Annotated in this window: 17 protein-coding genes and 5 pseudogenes; 16 read left to right on the top strand and 6 right to left on the bottom strand. The window is 53.7% G+C overall.

What is annotated here, in order from left to right; translation table 11 throughout:
- Positions 1 to 377, bottom strand: a 377-nt coding sequence (locus tag V7650_RS17735; protein ID WP_335657540.1) for an acyl-CoA dehydrogenase family protein, incomplete at its 3' end; no start/stop codon positions are given.
- A 286-nt stretch (positions 378 to 663) separates the two neighbouring features.
- On the opposite strand from V7650_RS17735, the gene V7650_RS17730 reads away from it, so the two are divergent.
- Both V7650_RS17730 and V7650_RS17725 read left to right on the top strand, forming a co-directional pair.
- Positions 664 to 2,847, top strand: a complete 2,184-nt coding sequence (locus tag V7650_RS17730) for a TonB-dependent receptor (RefSeq protein WP_335657539.1) — start codon at positions 664 to 666, stop codon at positions 2,845 to 2,847.
- On the top strand, positions 2,847 to 3,917 hold the full coding sequence (locus V7650_RS17725; RefSeq protein WP_335657538.1) for a PepSY-associated TM helix domain-containing protein: 1,071 nt from the start codon (positions 2,847 to 2,849) through the stop codon (positions 3,915 to 3,917). The genes V7650_RS17730 and V7650_RS17725 overlap by 1 nt, the downstream gene beginning before the upstream one ends.
- Before the next feature lie 217 nt (positions 3,918 to 4,134).
- Here V7650_RS17725 and V7650_RS17720 read toward each other — a convergent pair whose 3' ends face one another.
- Positions 4,135 to 4,533, bottom strand: a complete 399-nt coding sequence (locus tag V7650_RS17720) for a MerR family transcriptional regulator (protein ID WP_335657537.1) — start codon at positions 4,531 to 4,533, stop codon at positions 4,135 to 4,137.
- 64 nt (positions 4,534 to 4,597) lie between these two features.
- On the opposite strand from V7650_RS17720, the gene V7650_RS17715 reads away from it, so the two are divergent.
- From V7650_RS17715 to V7650_RS17680, 8 genes and pseudogenes are all read left to right on the top strand, one after another.
- On the top strand, positions 4,598 to 4,996 hold the full coding sequence (locus V7650_RS17715) for a mercuric transporter MerT family protein (protein WP_335657536.1): 399 nt from the start codon (positions 4,598 to 4,600) through the stop codon (positions 4,994 to 4,996).
- Positions 4,997 to 5,006: 10 nt separating this feature from the next.
- Positions 5,007 to 5,351, top strand: coding sequence for a heavy-metal-associated domain-containing protein (locus V7650_RS17710; RefSeq protein ID WP_335657535.1), 345 nt, complete (start codon positions 5,007 to 5,009; stop codon positions 5,349 to 5,351).
- Positions 5,352 to 5,386: 35 nt separating this feature from the next.
- Positions 5,387 to 6,814 carry a mercury(II) reductase gene (gene merA / locus V7650_RS17705; protein ID WP_335657541.1) on the top strand — a complete coding sequence of 476 codons (1,428 nt, stop codon included), beginning with the start codon at positions 5,387 to 5,389 and terminating at the stop codon, positions 6,812 to 6,814.
- 31 nt (positions 6,815 to 6,845) lie between these two features.
- Positions 6,846 to 7,283, top strand: a complete 438-nt coding sequence (gene merC / locus V7650_RS17700; protein ID WP_335657534.1) for an organomercurial transporter MerC — start codon at positions 6,846 to 6,848, stop codon at positions 7,281 to 7,283.
- A gap of 32 nt (positions 7,284 to 7,315) precedes the next feature.
- Entirely contained in the window at positions 7,316 to 7,690 is a 375-nt protein-coding gene (locus V7650_RS17695; protein ID WP_335657533.1) for a hypothetical protein, read from the top strand.
- A gap of 236 nt (positions 7,691 to 7,926) precedes the next feature.
- Complete coding sequence (locus V7650_RS17690) at positions 7,927 to 9,282, top strand: dihydrolipoyl dehydrogenase family protein (protein WP_335657532.1); 1,356 nt, start codon at positions 7,927 to 7,929, stop codon at positions 9,280 to 9,282.
- Between the two features lie 247 nt (positions 9,283 to 9,529).
- A pseudogene (locus V7650_RS17685) lies at positions 9,530 to 9,754 on the top strand (IS110 family transposase); the annotation flags it as partial.
- 427 nt (positions 9,755 to 10,181) lie between these two features.
- A complete protein-coding gene (locus tag V7650_RS17680; protein WP_335657531.1) occupies positions 10,182 to 10,571 on the top strand; it encodes a hypothetical protein in 390 nt (129 codons plus the stop codon).
- Between the two features lie 428 nt (positions 10,572 to 10,999).
- Here the strand turns inward: V7650_RS17680 and V7650_RS17675 are convergent.
- Positions 11,000 to 11,209, bottom strand: a pseudogene (locus tag V7650_RS17675) (transposase); the annotation flags it as partial.
- A 122-nt stretch (positions 11,210 to 11,331) separates the two neighbouring features.
- Here V7650_RS17675 and V7650_RS17670 point away from each other — a divergent pair.
- Together V7650_RS17670 and V7650_RS17665 are read left to right on the top strand one after the other, a co-directional pair.
- Positions 11,332 to 11,775, top strand: coding sequence for a disulfide bond formation protein B (locus tag V7650_RS17670; RefSeq protein WP_335657530.1), 444 nt, complete (start codon positions 11,332 to 11,334; stop codon positions 11,773 to 11,775).
- The gene (locus V7650_RS17665; protein ID WP_335657529.1) at positions 11,772 to 12,428 is read left to right on the top strand and encodes a DsbA family protein; all 657 of its coding nucleotides are present in this window, start codon (positions 11,772 to 11,774) and stop codon (positions 12,426 to 12,428) included. Before V7650_RS17670 ends, V7650_RS17665 begins: the two co-directional genes overlap by 4 nt.
- Positions 12,429 to 12,533: 105 nt before the next feature.
- Here the strand turns inward: V7650_RS17665 and V7650_RS17660 are convergent.
- Positions 12,534 to 13,316: pseudogene (locus tag V7650_RS17660) on the bottom strand (IS5 family transposase).
- On the opposite strand from V7650_RS17660, the gene V7650_RS17655 reads away from it, so the two are divergent.
- Both V7650_RS17655 and V7650_RS17650 read left to right on the top strand, forming a co-directional pair.
- Complete coding sequence (locus V7650_RS17655) at positions 13,303 to 13,872, top strand: KUP/HAK/KT family potassium transporter (RefSeq protein ID WP_335657528.1); 570 nt, start codon at positions 13,303 to 13,305, stop codon at positions 13,870 to 13,872. The pseudogene V7650_RS17660 and the gene V7650_RS17655 overlap by 14 nt on opposite strands.
- 148 nt (positions 13,873 to 14,020) lie before the next feature.
- Positions 14,021 to 14,715: pseudogene (locus tag V7650_RS17650) on the top strand (Tn3 family transposase); the annotation flags it as partial.
- Between the two features lie 1,342 nt (positions 14,716 to 16,057).
- Here the strand turns inward: V7650_RS17650 and V7650_RS17645 are convergent.
- Positions 16,058 to 18,310 (bottom strand): TonB-dependent receptor family protein, encoded by a 2,253-nt coding sequence (locus tag V7650_RS17645; protein ID WP_335657527.1) that lies wholly within the window; start codon positions 18,308 to 18,310, stop codon positions 16,058 to 16,060.
- Positions 18,311 to 18,390: 80 nt separating this feature from the next.
- Here V7650_RS17645 and V7650_RS17640 point away from each other — a divergent pair, with 80 nt between their 5' ends.
- On the top strand, positions 18,391 to 18,624 hold the full coding sequence (locus V7650_RS17640; protein WP_335657526.1) for a hypothetical protein: 234 nt from the start codon (positions 18,391 to 18,393) through the stop codon (positions 18,622 to 18,624).
- Positions 18,625 to 18,764: 140 nt separating this feature from the next.
- Here the strand turns inward: V7650_RS17640 and V7650_RS17635 are convergent, their stop codons facing one another.
- Positions 18,765 to 20,306 carry a Fic family protein gene (locus V7650_RS17635; RefSeq protein WP_335657525.1) on the bottom strand — a complete coding sequence of 514 codons (1,542 nt, stop codon included), beginning with the start codon at positions 20,304 to 20,306 and terminating at the stop codon, positions 18,765 to 18,767.
- A gap of 229 nt (positions 20,307 to 20,535) precedes the next feature.
- On the opposite strand from V7650_RS17635, the pseudogene V7650_RS17630 reads away from it, so the two are divergent.
- A pseudogene (locus V7650_RS17630) lies at positions 20,536 to 20,921 on the top strand (IS701 family transposase); the annotation flags it as partial.

Raw genomic sequence — 20,921 nt, 5'->3', positions numbered from 1 at the left:
TCGCGTGCCATTGCGCGCAAGACATCCAGCGCGATCACATTTCCCGAGCCTTCCCAGATCGCGTTCAGCGGAGACTGACGGAAAAGGCGCGGCATCGGACCAGTTTCGACAAAGCCTGTTCCGCCCAGACATTCCATTGCTACATACACCATCGCGGGCGCACGTTTGCAAACCCAATATTTTGCGATGGGGGTCAGCAGACGGGATAGCGGGTCGGCCATATCAAATGCGGCTCCGACCTGGAAGGCAAGAGCGGTTGCGGCTTCACTTTCTACCGCGAGATCGGCAAGCACGGACATCATTGCCGGTTGTTCGATCAACCGGTGCTGCATGAAGATCCGATGGGCCGTAGGCGCATCTAATGCATCAATAGCCATCGGCTTCGCATACGCCGCCTCTTGAGCAAGTGCTAACCTCTAGGCTGCTCAGGCCCCGACCCGATAGCACCAAGTGCGGCTAAACTGGAAAGCCGTCCTTCTGCTGTCTGATTTAAAATCGAGAGTCATGAAAAGCAGACTGTCAGTCTGGTTCGCAGGATATTGGCAAGCTTACAACCATTCCGCTCGCTTCAAAATATTCGAAAGAATCCAATAGGTCTATTGACCTTTGCTATTATTGCGAATAATTCGCATTCGCATTAGAGATTAGACAGGGAATTATATCGTGAATCGGACACCGCATTTCAAAAACTTGGCAGCTTTCGGGATATTGCTGTTTGCCATGCACTCTCCTGCCGCATGGGCACAGGACGGCGGCGAGACCCAATCGCAAAACCAAAATCAACGAGATGACGATGTTAGCCGGGCAGACGAATTCAAACCCGCAATTATCGTGACCGCATCGCGCGTCAACAAACCGATCAGCGCCATTCCGAACAGCGTTCGCGTCATTGACCGCGAGACGATCGACCAGCAATTGTCGGTCAGCACGAGCCTGCTCGATAGCCTCAGTTTTTCCATTCCCAGCCTGACCCCCGGACGGCAGAAGATGACAAGCAGCGGCGTCACCCTGCGCGGGCGCACGCCGCTTTATCTACTCGACAATATTCCGCAATCGACTCCCTTGCGCAACGGTGAGCGTAGCGGATTCACCATCGACCCCGCGTTTGTCGACCGCGTCGAGGTGATTTACGGTGCCAATGCCATTCAGGGTGTGGGCGCGACCGGCGGTGTCATCAATTATGTCACCGTCGCCCCGCCAACGAATGGCGACCTGCTGGCGAAAGTTTCCGCCGAAATCTCGACCGACGACTTTGAAGACAATGGCTTCCACACACGGCTCACGGGTCTGGTGGGTCAAAAAATTGGTGCTGTGGATTTTGTCGTCGCCGGGGCCTACCAGAAAAACGACTTATATTATGACGGAAACGGTAACGCGGTGGGCGTCGATCCCACACAGGGCGACCTTGCCGACACCACATCCTATAATGTCTTCGGGAAGCTTGGTCTCGACATTGATGACAGCAAACGGATCGAACTGACGGCCAATTATTTCAATCTTGCTGGTGACGGCGATTATGTTCGCGTCGACGGCGACATTGCAGCAGGTATTCCCGCAACCAGCGCCCGCGGCGTACCGGCTGGAGACCCTACCTACAATGAAGCCGTAAATCTGGCCCTGTCCTATACTGACAGGGACCTGTTCGGCGGCAAGCTGTCGCTCGCGGGATATTATTATGATTTCTACGCGCTATATGGCGGAGATACGTTCCCGGTGTTTCAGGATGTGTCGATTGCGCCAGCGGGCAGCCTGTTCGACCAGTCAGCACTGGCATCGGAAAAATATGGCGCAAAGCTGACCTATGTGCGCGAAGATACTTTATGGAACGGGCTGCAGATCGCGGCAGGTGTCGACTATCTGCATGACGAGACCTTCCAGGAACTGGCACAAACGGACAGGCTCTGGGTACCGTTGCTGAAATTTCAAGAATTCGCGCCCTTCGTGCAGCTCGAGCAGACCTTCCTCAACGAGGCCGTGCGCCTGTCCGGCGGGCTGCGCTACGAGAATGTGACGCTCGATGTGCCCGATTTCACGACTATCGCCAGCGCCAGATCAACCTTTGTCGAAGGCTCTTCGCTGACATTTGACAAGCTACTTGGAAATGCGGGCATCGTGGTCGAACCGCTGGAAGGGCTGACATTTTTTTCATCCTATGCACAGGGTTTCACCATGCCGGACGCCGGTCTTGTTCTCCGTTCCGTCAACACCCCGGGACAGACAGTAGCCGATCTCATTGATCTACAGCCGGTCATTGCCGACAATATCGAAATCGGAGCGGGTTATCACAAGAACGGCCTGAACCTTGATGCCAGCTATTTTTGGTCCAATTCCGATCTTGGTTCGCGCATTCAGGTGGTCAATGGTGCAGGACAAATTCGGCGAGAACGCACCGAGATTTCCGGATTTGAATTTGCTGCCGATTACCATTTCCCATCCGGCTTTGGCTTCGGTGCCAATTTTGCAAAACTCTACGGTCGCTTTGATAGCGACGGGGACGATATTGTCGACCGCGATCTCGACGGACGCAATATTTCGCCGGACCGGCTGAATTTGTTCGTCGAAGGTCCGATTGCAGCTGGCCTGTCAGCACGGCTTCAGTCATCGACTTTTTTTGATCGGACATTCGAGGGCGGATTGCCACAAAATGATTTTGACGGATTTACACTGGTTGATTTTGCGCTGTCATACACAGGTAACGACTTTGGTGATTTCAGCCTAGGCATCCAGAATATTCTCGATAAGCAATATATTACCTATTATGCGCAGACAGTTACCTTTGTGAATGACAGCACTTATGTATCCGGCCGTGGACGTGCGTTCACGCTGGGCTGGAAATATAGCTTCTGATGCAGCTGGTCGCGTCGATCCATCGTTGGGCCGGCGGATTAATCGGTCTGTTGCTGGCGCTGCTCGGCCTGACCGGCGCCTTATTGGTGTGGAAGGGCGCCTGGCTGCGTCTGACAGTGTCGGCAGAAGCTGTTGTTGAGACCGACCCAGCCACGCTTGGCGCGCTTACGCAGAATATTCTGGCTGGTTCGACCCAGAAACCGACCTCCATCGTTTTTGCCAACAGCGATATTGCCCTCCACACGGTGCGCACCGGACCGGACAGCGGCTTTTATGCCGATGCGAATGGATCTGCCATGGCGTCATGGGACAGCTTCTGGGCTCGCTCGGAAATTTTCCTGTTTGACCTGCACCACCATCTGCTTGTCGGGGAAGCGGGAGAGACGGTCAGCGGCATCGCCGGACTGGTCGGTCTGGGATTTATCATTACCGGACTGATATTGTGGTGGCCGACACGAAAGACATTCAGGCTGCGCCTGTGGCCTGCCAGAATGACAAGGCCCGCAATCATAAGGCAGCACCGCGATATGGGCGTGATAATCGCGCCTTTGCTGTTCCTCACCATGTTGACCGGTGTAATGATGACGCTCAAGCCGGTCGCGGAACTTTTGTTGTCGCCTTTCTCCAACGCAGCCGAAATGGAGTCGGCGCTCGAACCGCCGAAAGTGACCGCGGGACCTGCGGATAATGCCGATTGGCCTCGCATCATGGCAGTGGCGCAAGCGCGCTTTCCTGATGCCACCATCCGTATCATCGGACTGCCGCGAAAAACGGGCGGTCCCGTTGCCATCCGGTTGAAGCGGCCGGGTGAATGGCACAATAATGGCCGCACGATCATCTGGTTCGATGGCGCAACCGGCAATCTGCTTCGGGCTAAAGATGCGCTCGCTATGCCGCAGGGCTTGCAGCTATTCAATCTCGCCTATCCGCTCCATGCGGCGAAGGTTGGCGGTACAGTTTATAAAGTTGTGCAGTCGATTGCCGGTTTGGCATTGGCACTGCTCGGTAGTCTGGCCGTGTGGAGTTTCTGGTTTCGCAAGAAAGGATTTTCGAAGCCGATAAAGCCCTGATAGCTTGGTCGCCACAATGGCAAGAGGGTCCTCTGTAGCGGGGCAACCTGCTCGCCAAACGTGATCGGCGGCTCGCTGAACTCGAACGAGTGGATGTTTTGGGGCTGCAATTAGCTCGCACTATTTGTCCAACTTTTACGTCGATAGCGGTCCTTAGTGCCGATGCTTGCAACCCTGACAGTCCTGTTGTCGCGCGCGATATAGGATAAAGCTGTCCTCAATGAAACATTGCATCAACGATGGCGCAGTCAGGCACTTCGCCGCCATCACATTTTTGCGCCATGTCCGACAATGTTTGCTCCAGACGTTTTAAATCGGATATTTTCCGTTGAATACTGGTAATGTGATCGTTGGTTACGGCCAACACTTCTCCGCACGTATATTCGTTGGAATAGACCAGGCTAAGAAGACCTCTTAGCTCCGCAATTGAAAAACCGAGTTCCCGCGCGCGCAGAATGAAGCGTAACCGTGCCTGGTCATCAGGCGAATAGACCCTGTGACCACTGCTTGTTCGATCAACGGCGCGTAACAGCTCGATATTCTCGTAATATCGTATCGTTTCGATGTTGCAGCCGGCGATTTTGGCCAGTTTTCCGCGCTTGACAGATTGTTGCATAAAAAGTCCTTGTTCCTGTAGTTACTACAGAGAGTATAGTTATCTCCATCGAAGATCAATCGCAATGAAAGATACGATATTGCCAGAGACCGTTAAGACAGAAATGCCCCCACAATCGCCAGAAAAGCAAAGTTGGTGGGCAGTGGGCGGCATAGCAGGCGCAATTTTGGCATCGTCCTGCTGTATTGTACCGCTCGTCCTTGTAACCCTTGGCGTAAGCGGAGCGTGGATTGGCAATCTTACCGCTCTTGAACCTTATAAGTGGTACTTTGTCGCAATAACTCTCGGGTTTTTGGCAGCGGGTTTTTGGCATGTCTATTTTCGGACAAGACCTGACTGTGAAGACGGTTCCTATTGTGCTCGCCCACAATCATCAATCATCACGAAATCTGCCCTGTGGCTGGGCACATCACTCATCGCTTTATCAATCACAATCGATTGGTGGGCACCGTATTTTTACTAGGAGAAAGATTATGAAACGTGCTTATATCATATTTTCAGTCGTTGTTGCCCTTAGCGCTGGGGGGCTCGGTGCCATGACATTGTTACCAACTTCCGGCGCCCAAGCCGTTGCAGAGGCGGCATCACAAAATGCCCTCAAAACCGAAACATTCAAAATCGAAAAAATGACCTGCGCCACCTGTCCGATCACCGTCAAGAAGGCGATGGGCAAGGTTAGCGGCGTGTCTTCTGTCGATGTTGATTTTCAGGCAAAAACGGCAAAAGTGACGTTTGACCCTAAACGCACCACTGAATCGGCGATTGCTTCTGCATCGACAAATGCGGGTTACCCAGCGAAAATCGCCGCCGCAAAGTAAGATTGTTTAAACCCTAAGCAAAAGAATTGAAAATTATGGATGATTGTTGCGCGTCAGGCGATGGCAGACGCTACGACCTTGTTGTCGTGGGTGCTGGATCAGCAGGGTTCTCAGCTGCGATTACGGCGGCGGGGAACGGGGCAAAGGTTGCTCTAATCGGTCACGGCGCGATTGGCGGCACGTGCGTTAATGTCGGGTGCGTTCCATCGAAAGCGATGATACGCGCCGCAGAGGCTATTCATGGTGCCAAATCAGCAAGCCGCTTTCCCGGAATCGCCGGGGATGCCCGAGTAGAAAACTGGGCACAGCTCGTAACGTCGAAAGATGAGCTCGTTTCCGGGTTGCAGCAAAAAAAATATGCCGACCTGTTGCCCGAATATGAGAATGTCGATTATTTCGATGAAGGGCCAGCTCGCGTTGTCGAGGGCGGGGTTCAAATTGGCGAACGCAAGATCCATGCGCCAAAGATCATTATTGCGACGGGTGGCCGTCCTTCTATCCCTCCCATCAAGGGGATTGACGAGGTTTCAACGCTCGACAGCACCCAATTGCTCGATCTGAAAATATTGCCCAAGAGCCTGATTTTCATCGGCGGCGGCTATATCGGATCGGAATTGGCCTTGATGATGGCGAGGATGGGCGTCGAAGTGACGATCATTTGCCGTTCACGTCTATTGCCCGGTGCAGAACCAGAAATTTCGGATGCATTGACTGAATCTTTCCGCGCTGAAGGTATTATCATGTATTGCGGAAGTACCTACGATGCTTGTCGGCAAGACACTTCTGGCGTCACGATTTGTATCGAGCATGAAGGCGAACGGCTTGAACTTACCGCCGAAAGTCTGGCTGTGATGACAGGCCGGACACCGAACACAGAAGCGTTGGGTCTCGAAGATGTCGGCGTTACGCTTGATAAGCGCGGCGCGATTGTCGTCGGTGACAACATGCAAACGTCCAATCCAAAAATATATGCGGCAGGAGATGTGACCAACCGCGATCAATTTGTCTATATGGCCGCTTATGGCGCAAAGCTCGCTGCCAAGAACGCAGTAGCTATGGGGTCGGAATCATATGATAACTCGGCCATGCCGTGGGTGGTCTTTACCGACCCCCAGGTCGCGGGCGTGGGTTTGAGTGAGGCCGACGCGCGAGAAGCGGGTTTTGATGTTAAAACATCCCTTGTCCCGTTGGATCAGGTGCCGCGGGCATTGGCGGCTCGTAACACGAGAGGCCTGATCAAGTTGGTAGCTGACCGGAAGACCGACAAATTGCTCGGCGGTCAGATTATGGCTCCCGAGGGTTCGGACAGCATCCAGACACTGGTTATGGCCCTAAAATTTGGAATGACGGCAAAGGCGCTTGGGGAAACAATTTTTCCCTATCTAACCACTGTTGAAGGTCTGAAACTTGCTGCCCAGACATTCGACAAAGATGTGACCAAGCTCTCCTGCTGCGCGGGCTAGCTCAGGCAGGCCGTGGAGAAATGAATCGCCTATGAAAACAGATATTGAGACCGAAAGTGCAGCCAATATTGCCTCAAGTAGCGGGAGTGGCGCGGGCGCAATCGGTGCCATTGTCGCAGCAATGGGCTGCGCAAACTGTTTTCCGGCCATTGCCGCCCTCGGGGCTTCGCTGGGCCTTGGGTGGTTGGATCACTATGAAGGCCTAATTATAACGCGATTATTACCAATTTTTGTCATCATTGCCCTGATTGCCAATCTTTATTTGTTCAATCGCCACCGCATCATTTGGCGTGGGATATTGAGCCTGATCGGGCCAGTTTTGGTATTGGCAAAATTCTACCTTTTCTGGTCGGCAGCCTGGAGCAATGCCGTATTCTATGTTGGGTTGGCATTTATGATTGGGTCCTCAATTTTCGACATTGTGTCACCACCATTAAAACGATGCCCGGTTCCCAAGGCTACGGCATAAGAAATTTGAAACATGATAGGAAACTAAGCGTCATGAACGTTAAAATTTGTCCCACCTGTGGCTGCTCTTTGGTGCGGCTTGGAATTACCGACGACCAGGCGGCACAGGCTGTCCATAATGAGATCGTCTATTTCTTCTGTTGCCAGGGTTGCGCCGATATTTTCCAGAAACAGCCAGAACGTTTTGTCGAAGAGGTTAGGGATATCCATGTCTGTCCCGCGTGTCTTGCTGAAAAACCGACCGCCTACACGGTTCCCGTACTGCACAACGGGCAGGAAATTCGTTTCTGTCGCTGCCCCCATTGCGCAGAGGTTTTTGCAAAAGATCCAGACTTCTATCTTGATCGCCTGAGCGGAAAAACCGATTTCAAGGGCCTGTTTGATACGCCAGAAGCGGCATGCTGTTAGGGCCATGCTTCACAAAGGAGGGTGAGGCGTCGAAACGAACGCGACCTGCTTTCACGTCAAGCATATATCGCCGAAGTGCAATGGCGAGCCGAAACAAAGTCCTCAGAGACCTATGATGCGAACTTTCAGCATTTACCCCCTTGCCTCATCCTCCCTGACAGCATCTCCATCGATCGTCGCGGAACCCGCAGCCGCTCCACCCGTTAGTCCAAATGTCGCTTATCAAGGAACCAATCATGACCCAGTCTTTTGATCTCATCGTCATCGGCGTCGGCATGGCGGCAGTCACTGCGGCCAACAAATGTGCGTCAGCGGGATGGTCCGTCGCCGTCGTGGACGAGCTACCCTATGGCGGTACATGTGCCTTGCGAGGCTGTGATCCCAAAAAAATGTTGAGACGCGGCGCAGAGATAATTGATGCTGCTTCCTTGATGAATGGCAAGGGCATCGAGCCCGGCAGTCTGGCTATCAACTGGTCGGACCTGATGGCGTTCAAGCGGGCATTCACCGAAAAAATGCCACCGAAAATTGAATCTGGCCTTGATAAAAATGGTGTCACAACGCTGCACGGCAGTGCAAAGTTTATCGCTGAGAACATAATCGAGGTTGACGGAAAAACACGGCTGCAGGCGAAGAAGATACTGATTGCAACCGGTGCAAAGCCGCGGAAAATTGACGTGCCTGGGGCGCAGTATCTCATTGATAGCACAGCGTTTCTGGAGCTGGAGAGCCTTCCGAAAAAGATACTGTTTGTGGGCGGCGGTTTCATCTCTTTCGAGTTTGCACATATCGCGGCGCGCGCGGGCAGCGATGTTCAGATCATTGATCGCGGCGAGCGTCCCCTCAAGGGCTTTGATCCTGATCTCGTCGACAAATTGCTGGAGCGAAGCAAAGAGGCAGGAATTGAGGTCGTCAAGAAAACCAGTCTCATCTCCATCGCCAAGGAAGGTAGCGGCTATTCGGTGACTCTTGATGTCGACGGCAACATCCAAGAATATTCAGCTGATTTGATCGTGCATGGTGCGGGGCGCGTTCCTGCGATCGATGATCTTGATCCGGACAAGGCGGGCGTCGAGTCCGACGCCCATGGCGTCAAAGTGAACGAATATCTGCAAAGTATCTCCAATCCGTCAATCTATGCAGCGGGGGATGCAGCGGACACCAAAGGTGCACCGCTCACGCCGGTGGCGGTGTTTGAAGGTAAGGCGGTTGCGTCAAATATGCTGAAAGGCAATCATGCCAAGCCAGACTACAAAGGGGTTCCCATAGTAGTATTTACGATACCCGAACTGGCGCGTGTGGGTATGCTGGAAGAAGAAGCAAAAACGGCCGGTTACAAGTTGCGCATCGCGACCAACGATACAAGCGGCTGGTATTCCAATCTGCGAGTGGGAGAGACCTGCGCCGCCACCAAGGTGATCATCGATGATGAAACCGGCAAAATATTGGGCGCGCATTTGTTGGGGCCGGAGTATGCCGAAATCATCAATTTTTTCGGTCTGGCGATGCGTCTTGATTTGACCACGAGCGAACTGAAAAAAATGGTCAGTGCCTATCCGTCGGTTGGCTCTGATGTTGGCTCGATGTTGTGAGGTGACGTGTATAAAAAAATTCAGCCTTGCAAGCAATATAGAGATGTGATTCAGTATTTCTGTGGAAGCGGGTGATACTGCGATTATGGGAGAACGAACGGCGATGCCGGAGACGTAGCCGGTCCAGCTTTAATATTCGTTCTAGATGCGCAAACTCGCCAAACTAATCCCGATGCCAGCCTAATAAACAGGCAAGCCGGAGCATATCTCATCACCCGATACGACATAAACCGGAAAATCGAGCGATGTCGGCAGCATATCAAAGTGTGGAGACCGGAGGGTGCGCACGCTTCTCTATGAGGTTTCCCACGTCATGCTGACCCGCTACAGGGGCGAACTGAAGCTTAAGAATTGGGCGTTGGCAATTGCGCAGCGCTCGACCATGCGGAAGGCGCGCATCGCGCTCGCGCGGCGCCTTGCCATCATCATGCATGCCATGCTCCGAGATGGGACCGCGTTCCATCCGGCCTGACCGGTAAGAAAGGAGATCGAAACGAGCTCCCGAGCGGGAGCAAACGCCCGAGGGAGGGAGCGGATGATGGCGCCTATTGTGTAGCATGCGGCCCCAGTCGCTCGACTGCGATTTCAACCTCGCCACACCGCAACCAGCTGACTCCATAAAGTGCCGACGAACACACAGAGAACGCAGACACCCACAGGCAATCGCACCAGTTCAGGAAAACAGCAGTTGCCCTTGACGTATTAGAGAACAATCGGGTGGATTGCTGAATGGCAGGTTCTATTGCAGACTGTGACGTAAGCAGGCGACGTTAAGGATCCAACTATCATTGAGAGAGAAGCATTTGTTGCCACGAACTCCCATTTTCAGGGCGGGTATTGGTATTTTATTAAGCATTGCTTGTGCATAAGATAAATGAAGCGAAGTGAAACCAAGTTAAATGACCGACAGTCCACAATTTTTGCTAAATCAAACCGAAGGTCGCCAAGGTCTGGTGGCGTTAATAGTCGCATCCTGCGAAGAAGCAGGCGCTGATGTGTTGGTTGTTGAAAACAAAGATGATTATACACTTATGATAACGGGAGCGGGTTTATCTGCTACAGTTGAAATTTGGACAATAGGAAACGGCGGTCTGTCTATTAGGTGGAAAAGCGACGAATTGCCATTGCGAGCTGTCGAGGGCGCATGGTCATCTGATTGCCGCGAAAATTTTCGCACGACCCACGCAATCACAAATTGTGAAAGCCAAAGCCATCTGATCGAAGCTCTGGCAACTGGGCTGAAAGCTGCCGTGTCGGGGGTGGCGTTTGATGGTCGCAACATCAAATAATTGCATTCGGAAATAGCTGCGGTTATTAGACCATAGGAAAGTAAATTCCTGACGGTCGCGTCCCGCAGCGTGCACAATGCCCCGAGCGCAGCGGAAAATTATTTTTCCTGAGTGACCTATGAAATTTAGGCACTCAGGAGCCTTTTCTTGATCGTTCCTAAAACCATGAAAATTTATTCTCTGCCACCCCTACACGAGTGTGGGATGCCATCCGCCCAATTTGGTATGCCAAGGCACGTCTATTCAAATTATCTCGCATCGCCGCGACGAAACCGTGGCAGGAAAATCATGGTCGGTGACTCTTCGAACACCGTGCACGGCTTAGTTAGGCTAGCACATGCTAGGCGCGAAGGTGGTCGTGGTGTAGCAAGAGGGGCTGCGAATGGTGGGCTTTGGCGCGTTAGCCGACCGGCTGCTATTTTACACGCCTACCGTGAATCTGTGTCCCAATAATGTACAGGAGCCTTGTAGCGGCGATAGTCGGGATGCTCAGGCACCTTGCGGTTCGATCGCGGCGGGATGATTGGGAGGATGCCGCGCATGAGCAGATTTTCTCGGAACCTGTCGCCGTCATAGCCCTTGTCCGCCAGCAGCGCCCTGGGTCGGGGTAGCGGCAGGGCCATCAGATCATCGGCCGATGTATAATCCGATGCTTACTACTATAGCCCCCGATAGTTTATACTGCTAATGATCAAGAGGAGCTAGATATGACCCAACAACGCATTTTCATCGGTATTTTTGCCCGATGCGATCGGCTGCGATGAACGAAATCAGATCAAGGGGGCATTATGCCGGTAGCGGTTGGACAGCGTTGTTTGCTGCCTGGTTCGTTGCGCTATCGTCCAGCCTTGGCGCAATCTTTATTGGTGAGGTGATGGGCCAGACGCCGTGCGAGTTATGTTGGTTCCAGCGCGCCTTTATGTTTCCGCTGGCCATCATGCTCGGCATCGCGGCCTACCGATCGGATCGAGATGTGCTCCCCTATGCGTTTGCCCTTGCGTTGGCGGGGTGGGTGATCGCGCTTTATCATTTGTTGCTCTATCTTGGAGTTGTACCAGACGAGATCCAACAATGCGGTTCAGGACCGTCCTGCTCAAACGGCGAAATGACGCTTTTTGGTGCCGTGCCGATTCCGCTTCTCTCGCTGGTAGCCTTTTCGGCCATCTTATTTTTTCTCAACCTTTATCGGAGATCACGATCATGAACAGGCGTTTTGGAGTAGTTTTGACGAGTTTGCTCTCAGTTGGCGCTTTCGCTGCCGGGGTAACTCTATACAGCAGTTCGGTTGCTGGAGAACCCGCAGCCAAGGCGGCGGCTGTGCCAAAGGACATATTTGTGCGTCCTCATTCACCGATAATCGGACCCAAGAGTGCACCGGTGACAATTGTAGAATTTTTCGACCCGTCTTGCGAGGCCTGCCGTGCTTTTTACCCAAGCGTCAAGCAAATACTCGCCGCGTATCCAAAGGATGTTCGGCTTGTCATGCGTTACCTGCCGCTGCACGAAGGTTCCGCTGAAGCTATTGGTATTCTGGAGGCTGCACGTGCGCAGGGCGTCCTGCAACCGGTAATGGAGGCACTATTGGACGCGCAGCCCAAATGGCACAATGGTGACATGACAGGAGCATGGTCGGCCGCAAAGGCGGCCGGGCTCGATCTTGTAAAGGCCAAGGCAATGCCGAGCGCCGGTATAAATGCGATGATGAAGTCCGATTTGGAGGACGCGAACACGCTTGGCGTCAAGGGAACGCCAAGCTTTTTTGTAAATGGTAAACCCTTGGCTGAATTGGGTCCTGAACCCCTCTACGCTCAGGTTCGCGCTGAGGTCGAAGCTCAACAAAACCCAAACCAAGAGTGAAGACGGTGGCTGGCGGGGCTGCAACGGCCCTTCTCGACAGGTTCTCTTCTACGGGCTTTGTTGCATAACTCGTGACGGTCGCGAGTCAGGTTTTACTTGGAGTTATTATGCGACCCGGATGGTCTTCGGGTTTCCTATTGCTGAGAACCGATTGAGGCCTGCAGCGCGGACTTTTAGTTCGGTAATCTGATGATCGAAGGTGCGCGCGGCGACGCGCTGGCCGAGGAGCTTGAAGCAATGCATCTTGGTTTCGACAAGGCTGCGGCGGTGATAGCCGCTCAACTTTTTCCAGATCGTCCGGCCAAGCCGTTTGGTTGTGCGCAGTGCTTCATTGCGGGCGTCAACGCCAGGGCCATCTTTGGTCCACGGCCGCCCGTTGCGGCGTACCGGGATGATCTGATTGGCACCGTGCTCAGCGATGACGGCATGACAGCCTCTCGTGTCATATGCGCCATTGGTGGCAGTATGAAGCGCCATGTTTACGCGTTTTCCACTCCCCTTCACCCATCATCTTGATCCCGGTGTTATCAACCAGCAGATGTAGCCCGCCCGAACTGGGCCGCCCACCGAGGTTCACCGACAATGCTTTTTGACGGCGGCAAAGCGTCGTATAATCCGGCACTGGCCAGTCCAGTTTCGCCATCTTGAGCAGGCTCGCAACCAGACCCGTCACCTGTCGTAGCTGAAGGTTGAACAGGATCTTCAGCGTCATGCACAGCTCAATTGCGCTGTCAGAAAACCGCATCGGCCAACCGGGCCGACCAACTGGTACCGAGAGCCAGTTTATCTCTGGTCAAACCACACATCCAATGAACCTCGCTGCTTCAGCGATGCATTATAAGCGGGCCAATTGGTCGTGCGGTACGTCGGGGAGATGGGTCTGGGCATCCGGCCCATCTATACATATCGATTCCCCAAGGGAATCCATCACCTTGTTATGCAACAAAGCCATCTGCGGGTGACGCCGCAGCATATTTACGGCGTTTTATCGATGATGGTGTGGTCGCTCATAGTCGTGATCTCAATCAAATACCTGTCGGTCGTCCTACGCGCCGACAACAAGGGCGAAGGCGGTATCATTGCGCTGGTCGCACGGCTCGGTCCGTGCAGGCGGCGCGCGGGGGTCATCCACGCCGCCCTAGTCGCGATGGGTGTTTTCGGAGCCTCGCTCCTGTATGGAGACGGCACAATCACGCGGGCCATTTCAATCCTCAGCGCAATCGAGGCGATCAATCACAGACTTGCCTATACCGAGATTGATCTCTATCTTTCCGAGGTGAAGGGACCTGTGATGGGCCGCCTCAAACGAGCCGACTTTCTCGAGGAATTCCGCGGGCGTGTGTTCCTGTCGCAGAACCACGCGTTTCGCGAATTGTCACAGGACAACGGGCCCCCGCCTCTGCCAGACGATATCGCTCGCGATATGATCCAATCACCCTATTAGAAGGAGAACCTAGATGCTTATCGAAAAGATCAAGACACCCGGATTATCGCACCTTTCCTATCTCGTCGGTGCCGACGGGCAGGCAGCGGTGATCGCCCCCCGCCGCGATTGCCACATCTATGTCGAGATGGCTCGCGCCGAAGGGCTGGCGCTCACCCATATCATCAATGCCCATCATAAACTGTCAATTTCGCAAGTATGGGGAACAGGCTCAACCTCAAGCTCGGACGGCCAGTTTTTTCGCGGGGCAAAGCGAGGCGCGAGCGGCGGCGACATCAATGCTAGCTATGGCAATGATCCTGGCTTCAGCTTTTATACCCATGTGTCTGACCAGCACGGGCTGTATCATGTTAAAGTGATTTCCGCTGCAACGCATTAAGCGCCCTCTGTGCTTGACGGCCTGCTGCATCATGGCAGCATTCTCAATATCAGCGAGCATTTTACCGACACCAGCGGCGCGACCGATCATATATTTGCGCTTTGCTCGATGCTGGGCTTTAGTTTCTGCCCGCGCTTGCGTGATTTTTAGGACCGCAGACTGATACCGATGGAAATGCCATCGCGTTATCCAAAAATTTCGCCGCTCCTTGGCCAGCGCGTAAAAACCGAGAAAATCCGGGAGCATTGGGATGACATTATGTGTCTGTAAGCATCCATCAAGACCGGCCACGTCGCGCCGTCGGTAATGATGCGCATTATGAACGGCAAAACCAGCTGGACGTGGCTTTGCAGGAAATTGGCAAGATCGAGCGCACGCTGTTCATGCTCGACTGGCTCGACTGGCTCGAAAACCCCGAATTGCGCCGCCGCTGCCGGGCCGACCTTAACAAGAGCGAACAGCGCAGAGAATTTATCATCAGGTCAAGCCCTGATGGCCTGTATCAGCGGTACTATCCCCAATATCTAGAAAATCTGCTTGATATTGTAGCCGAGGATGTGGCGGCTCGTTTCTGGTCCGATCGGTTCCGTTCTTATCATTCAATTCCCGCCTTTGGTGGAGAATATTTTAACAACCATGCCAAGCGTTGCAAGCCTGTTTTGTCGGTATTGCCACCAATAATGTAGTCAATTCTGGGCATGGTGCTTGGTGCACTGGTCGCATTGGGATTGAGTGTTTTGGATGTTCCAACCTTCGAGAGGCTGATGATGGTTGCCGCGATGTGCCTGATCGCTGGGTGGCTTGGGCATCACCTGAATCTGTCTTGTGATGACCAATGGGACGGAATTGCCCTCAGAAAATAAACAAATAGAAGACTGAGAAGAAGGCTATAAAAATCAATATGCCCGAAAGAGAAAATTCGTTTTGCCAAATACTGTTGCCGGGCTCGCGCACGTCGACGATTGCCTGCTCTTTGGCAACTTGTAAAACTGCCCTCGGCAATGCTAATCGGAATGGGTGCTTTGCACCCTCATCACGTAATACGAGTCGATGTTTTCTTTTTCGTTCCATGCAGACGAGTTAACAATTTGTTAAGAATTTAGTCCACCACATAATTTGGTTAAAATTCGTCTGTCTCGAACCGGCACGAAATCGGTGCAAAAGGTTAAGCGAATTTCCGCTGGATGCGGCTTGCAAATGGTGTGGATTCGCAATTGCAATTGCTGTCATCGCGAAGTTGCCATCCTTCCGATATCCTCATATCTATGGCACAAAATTTGCCAGCCGGTTTGCTGGTCGCCGGGGTATTTGGGCAGAGCCGAACCCATGAGTATATATTCGGCGGTGTTACTCGAATTTTGCTTCTAAATTGTCCGCATCCGTTATTATTGGTCCCCTAGATCCACCTGAACGTTCTCGGAAGCAGGGGTTTTGCCTTGCTGGGCGGATAAAAATATTGAGAATAATATTTGGAAAATCGCCGATAACTGATCATTTCTGGATAATTACATCAAAATTGACGGTAACGATCTTTCAATGATGGACCGCGTGTCAATGACAGCCCCTGAAGCAGCAAAGAGATAGCCGGGTCGATCAAACCTTAACTTGCAAAAAGCTTCGGCAACGAGATTATCCGCATTGATGAGCACTGAACTGAACTCTGTTCAAGGGTAAATCGCAGTATTGTCGGCACTCCCGCCCTGTATTTCACTTTAAAGTCAGGTTCATCTTTCCACGGAATGGACCCGCGAACACGCAGCGTTGATGATTGGTGCAGAGAGCATAGCTTCGGGACATACATGGGGTTCAGAAGCTGACCCGAGCGCCTCCCACGAACCGCCGGGGGATTCCAGGACGCAAGCCGAAGGGACGTCTGCTGACGGCGTATTGGTCATCGAATATGTTATCAACGCGTGCAAACAGGGAGAGACTGTCGGTCAGCGCGAAATTTCCCGCAAGATCAAAGATGATGCGCTCGTCGATCCCTTGATTTACGGCAATAGCCCCGCTCCCGGGTTCATTGCGCAAATCGGAAAGGTAGTTTACCCCAAGGTTGATCGCAATGCGGCCCGCGTTCACACCCGCTTCTATATACAGTTGATGCCGCGCAATATAGGGCAGGGCATCGCCTTCAGTCACATCACCGAAAAAGTCGCTGTCGAAGCTACTGTCGAATTGTGCATCCGTGAACGTATACGCGAGGGACAGGGGAAACGAGATTGTGTCGGTGGCGCGTGGCTCGACCGCTGCCGACAGCTCCAAGCCCTTGACCGTAACTGCGCCGCCATTGAACTGATCGCCAATGTCGCCGACGCTGCAGCCGACAGATTGGGTGCAATTACCGAGCAAGTTGGAATAGTCGTTGTAGAATCCAATCGCAGAGACCTGGACCTCGTCAGTCCTGAAGCGGACGCCGGCTTCGTAGTTCCAGCTCTTTTCGGCGCGGGCGTCCGGACTGCCGGGGCCGGGAGGAGAGAAGCCGCGTGATACTCCTGCAAGCACAATGGCGTCGCCAAACTCGTAAGTAACACCCAGAGCAGGCAGCCACTGGTCGATATTGGTGCGGCGAACCCGGGTTGGCCCGGTCGATCGATCCGGGTCCGATCCTGCATAGTCCAACCGGGTCAAATCAATCCCTTCGTACCTCAACCCGGGCGTCAGCGTCACGGCACCGATCTCGATCCGGTCCTCGATGTAAAATGCGATGGCCTTCGCTTTCGCCTCCCGGTTGGCCTGCTGGCCGATATCGGTCTGGCGCTCAAAGACGAGGTCTCCGCCAATTTGGGAGTAGAATTCCTCGTTTTGCAGTCTGTCTTCTTCATCCTCGTGATAGCGGACGGAGACCGCGAGATTGTGGCGCGTCGCGCCGATGGCGAACGGGCGTTCCAAAGAAAACTGGGCTCCTTCACTACGATAGACGCGATTGTTGTTGCGGATCCGCACCGCGCCATTCGCACTGTCCGCCCCGCGTAAGATATTAAGAGCTTCGCGATTGTCATCGGGGCTATCGAAAACAGTCTGAATCGAATCGAATCGACCGTCGCCATCGAAATCGATATCCTGAAGTTTCGACCAGCTGCGGCTGAAGTCGTTGCGATACAGCGTGGCCGTGATCCTCGTCTCATCGGCAAACGCCAAGGTGCCGATAATACGATATTGGTCGTGCTTCCCGGAAAATGCGTCGCGCTGGCTGGTCGCATAGCGACGATAGGGTTCTGCCGCGAAATCGGCATCGGCAAGTCCGAGGTAGGTCTCATTGGCTTTAAGGTCAGACCGGCCATAAACAAATTCCAAGCGAGCCTCTACGGGTGCGTCCGGCGCGGTGTGAACAGCCAATCGCCCACGATAATCCTGTCGTTCAAAGCCGGTGTCAGCATCTGGACGCCCGTCGATTGATTTGAAGCCGTCGCTGCCCTGCTGGTAGGTTTCAATCAGCGCACCAACATAATCTGTGTCAGCTCCAACCCAGCCCTGGCCTTGGAAGTAATTGCGCGAACCATATTGGCCTGAAGCATAGCCGGAGAATCCATCCGTCGGGATTTGGGTAGACCGAAGATTGACCGCTCCGCCGATAGTACGAGGTCCAGAGCGGATCGCGGCTGCGCCCTTCGTTACCTCGACCGCCTGCATACGTCCGATGGCGGGGAAATAATATGCAGCCGGCGCGGCATAGGGGGCCGGCGCGATCAATACGCCATCTTCCATGAGTGTGATGTTGCTCGATCGTTCGACTGGGCTACCACGCAGTCCGATATTTGGAAACAACCCGAACCCATCCTCCTCCTGGATATTTACCCCGGGCACCTGACGCAGGACACGGTTTACATCCCCATGGTCGAAGCGGCGGAGATCTTCGCTGTCGAGCAGATCGGCAGAACCGGGAATCCGGTAGGGATCAATCCGGCCTCCGAGGACGATAATCGAAGTATCGGGATTTGCCTGACGGTCTTCCGAAGCCTGCTCAGTTCCATCTTTCTCGGCGACGGGCCAATTATTCTCTTGGGCTTGCACTGGCATGGACAAGGCAACTGCGAGGGACGAGACGGCAGCACGATACATAGAGGTTTCCTTTTCTCCGAGCGGTGTCGGGAGGGCTGCCTCTAACGTTATTGCAAATGCTTCGCAAGAGCATAATTGCGATGCTCTCAAAACTTTTGTCAGTACCTATCATTCTGGCGCTTGCTCTCATGCTATTTTCTCGGGGTGGGGAAGGGGCCAGCGGTCTGCCATCCTCGCATAGTGGGCTGAGCTATGGATTACTTTATCTGCGCCAATTCCTGCTTGGCTTCTCGCTTTACAAGTATGCCTTTGCCATGCTTTATGCCCGCGCTGAAGCCCTCCTCAACAATAGCGCCCAAGATGAGTTCAACTAGCATCTCCGACTTCCACAAGGCAGGGGATTAGGGACTGGCGTTCCACGATACGATCCTCTGCATGCCAAGGTATTTGACAAATTTGCTTCCGAGTTAATCACGTGCAAATTCCAAAATTGCTTTGATTTTCGCTGTTGTATTCATGCTGGGGGTTCAAACGCATCTAGATAGAGTTGCTCGACCCGTAAGACTTCCTCATCAGTCAGTGCGGCAAATTCTTGTGCGCGCGCGCGCTGGGAAAGCTGACCGCCATTTTGCTGAAGGAACTTTTGAAGCAACTCGATCTGCGCTGACGGCATGTCGACAACCTGCTGTACGCCGTCACCGAACCGGTCGAACGCCTCCAGGAAATAAACTTCTTCGGGAAGATCGTGGATGATAGTTTGTTCCACGCATTCATAGAGAAATTCGGCATGCGCGGTGGCGTCAAAATAACGATAGAAGTCGGCGGTATGATTGAGCACCTCGACATTGCCGCTCTGCGTCCGTTGCCATTCGATCTCGGGGAGAAGAGGCCTGGAATAGGTTTCCAGCACTGTCCGGTACGCGTCGAGCTGTCTTAGAATGGCAGCGCTGATCGGGAATACCAGGCCGGGCGGATTGTAGCTGGCGGCTGCCAGTGCGTGATGGATGAGCCAACGGTGAATGCGCCCGTTGCCATCTTCATAAGGGTGGATGTAGACAAACCCAAACGCCAGAACTGCTGCGGCGACAACGGGATCGAACGCTTCGGTGAGTGTTCGCTCGGTGTAGACGACAAGCCCTGTCAGCAAGTCTGTAATGTCATCATGGCGCGCACTGATATGGTCCGGGATCGGGTCTCCTGAATCCCGGTCATGAACGCCGACAAAGCCGCCTTGCGTTCTAAGACCGAGTTTTACGAAGCGCGCATCACCGATCACGATGCTTTGAAGACGGTCAAATTCGGTCAGAGTGACGGGATTGTTGCCCGCTTGCGCAATTGCCTGACCCCATCGTACCGCGCGGGTGCCGGAAGGCTTTTCGCCCTCGATCGCAAAGGATGACTTGGAATCGTTCAATAGAAGGAACGCAGCCGCGCGCGCCACGAGGTCGGGGCGGACGCGCCCGATTTCGGCACGTACGCGTTTATCCAACTGCTTGTCCGCGGCAGCCTGCAGGGTCGGCGTTCGGCGGACCATTGGGCAAAAGGCCGGTGTTCCCGGGAGATTGTCGAGGATTTTGTGCCGGGACGAGACTTGTCCGCGCGCAAGGGCAAATTGTAGCTTAGGATCGACGATTGTCACCAGCCGAACTTTGCCAGGTTCAGGGATATCGAGCTGGGTGCCCGTCAGCCATTCGTAAAGATACCACGCCCGGCGCGCAAAGGCGCCGGTCGGTGTCGCCATTACGAATTCGCGGATCGCTTCAGGTTCGATAGTCTTGAAGAGCTGCGCCAGAACGCCCAGATCAATGCCTTCCCACTTCATGGCGAATACCAGCTGGCCTGCAAGGCTCGATTCGGGACGGTGACGCGGGGTCAGTAGAACCCAATCCGAAGTTGGCACCGGATGATGGCGTTCGGCAATCGCCGCTAGGCGAGGCGGTAAGGGAAGCGAAAGGCCATAGGCGGCGATCAAAGCGGCATAGCCGCATGGGGTCGCAGGCTCGGGGAGACTGCGTCCGCGAAAATCATTCACCGCCTGTGAAGGCCACTCACCCATAATTTTCTCCGTGAAAAACCATCACTTGAACCGTGGTTACTTGCGAATCGCGTTCACCATCTATGAAAATCTATCACAATTTACACAAAATGTGAATATCGTTCTCCAATATTCGAATTTACTCGTTTCTTGGGCTATCTTTCAACGTGATTATCTTTGCCATAATGGACCACGCAGAGCTGTGCTCCGGCCCGAACGGGGACATCAGGGCCGTTTCAAATCAATATATAAGGGGATGCATTCGGTGGGTGTGGCCCCTCAATACGCATCAACGTTGGGCAAGAACGCCAACTGCCAGACTCTGGTGTCGTTGACGCTGGCCTCTCGCGAAGTGCCGGTCATGGTTGGCTTGCGGCTGTTTCTGCCCGAGAGTTGGACCAGCGATCCAACCCGGCTTGATCATGCCGGTGTGCCGCTGGATTACCGGGATTACCGGACCAAGCCTGAGATCGCGCTGGCCGAGATCGATCGGGTCCGCAGTGCCGGTGCACGCTTCGGCTGCGTGTTGGCGGACGCTGGCTACGGAATGAGCGCCTCGTTCCGGCAGGGTCTGAGTGCGCGCGGCCTCACATGGGCCGTCGGCATCCCGTACAAGCAGAAAGTCTATCCTGCCGA

This window comes from Parasphingorhabdus sp. (assembly GCF_036964565.1).
Classification (GTDB): domain Bacteria; phylum Pseudomonadota; class Alphaproteobacteria; order Sphingomonadales; family Sphingomonadaceae; genus Parasphingorhabdus.
Note: the sequence above shows the minus strand (reverse complement) of the source record. Positions and strands in the feature narration are given on the sequence as shown.

What these genes read in the sequence shown, in the direction of transcription:
- V7650_RS17725 (WP_335657538.1), top strand. Translation starts at nt 2,847, where the DNA reads ATGCAGCTGGTCGCGTCGATCCATCGTTGGGCCGGCGGATTAATCGGT.
- V7650_RS17720 (WP_335657537.1), bottom strand. Translation starts at nt 4,533, where the DNA reads ATGCAACAATCTGTCAAGCGCGGAAAACTGGCCAAAATCGCCGGCTGC.
- V7650_RS17715 (WP_335657536.1), top strand. Translation starts at nt 4,598, where the DNA reads ATGAAAGATACGATATTGCCAGAGACCGTTAAGACAGAAATGCCCCCA.
- V7650_RS17710 (WP_335657535.1), top strand. Translation starts at nt 5,007, where the DNA reads ATGAAACGTGCTTATATCATATTTTCAGTCGTTGTTGCCCTTAGCGCT.
- merA (WP_335657541.1), top strand. Translation starts at nt 5,387, where the DNA reads ATGGATGATTGTTGCGCGTCAGGCGATGGCAGACGCTACGACCTTGTT.
- merC (WP_335657534.1), top strand. Translation starts at nt 6,846, where the DNA reads ATGAAAACAGATATTGAGACCGAAAGTGCAGCCAATATTGCCTCAAGT.
- V7650_RS17695 (WP_335657533.1), top strand. Translation starts at nt 7,316, where the DNA reads ATGAACGTTAAAATTTGTCCCACCTGTGGCTGCTCTTTGGTGCGGCTT.
- V7650_RS17690 (WP_335657532.1), top strand. Translation starts at nt 7,927, where the DNA reads ATGACCCAGTCTTTTGATCTCATCGTCATCGGCGTCGGCATGGCGGCA.
- V7650_RS17680 (WP_335657531.1), top strand. Translation starts at nt 10,182, where the DNA reads ATGACCGACAGTCCACAATTTTTGCTAAATCAAACCGAAGGTCGCCAA.
- V7650_RS17670 (WP_335657530.1), top strand. Translation starts at nt 11,332, where the DNA reads ATGAACGAAATCAGATCAAGGGGGCATTATGCCGGTAGCGGTTGGACA.
- V7650_RS17665 (WP_335657529.1), top strand. Translation starts at nt 11,772, where the DNA reads ATGAACAGGCGTTTTGGAGTAGTTTTGACGAGTTTGCTCTCAGTTGGC.
- V7650_RS17655 (WP_335657528.1), top strand. Translation starts at nt 13,303, where the DNA reads ATGGGTCTGGGCATCCGGCCCATCTATACATATCGATTCCCCAAGGGA.
- V7650_RS17645 (WP_335657527.1), bottom strand. Translation starts at nt 18,310, where the DNA reads ATGTATCGTGCTGCCGTCTCGTCCCTCGCAGTTGCCTTGTCCATGCCA.
- V7650_RS17640 (WP_335657526.1), top strand. Translation starts at nt 18,391, where the DNA reads ATGCTCTCAAAACTTTTGTCAGTACCTATCATTCTGGCGCTTGCTCTC.
- V7650_RS17635 (WP_335657525.1), bottom strand. Translation starts at nt 20,306, where the DNA reads ATGGGTGAGTGGCCTTCACAGGCGGTGAATGATTTTCGCGGACGCAGT.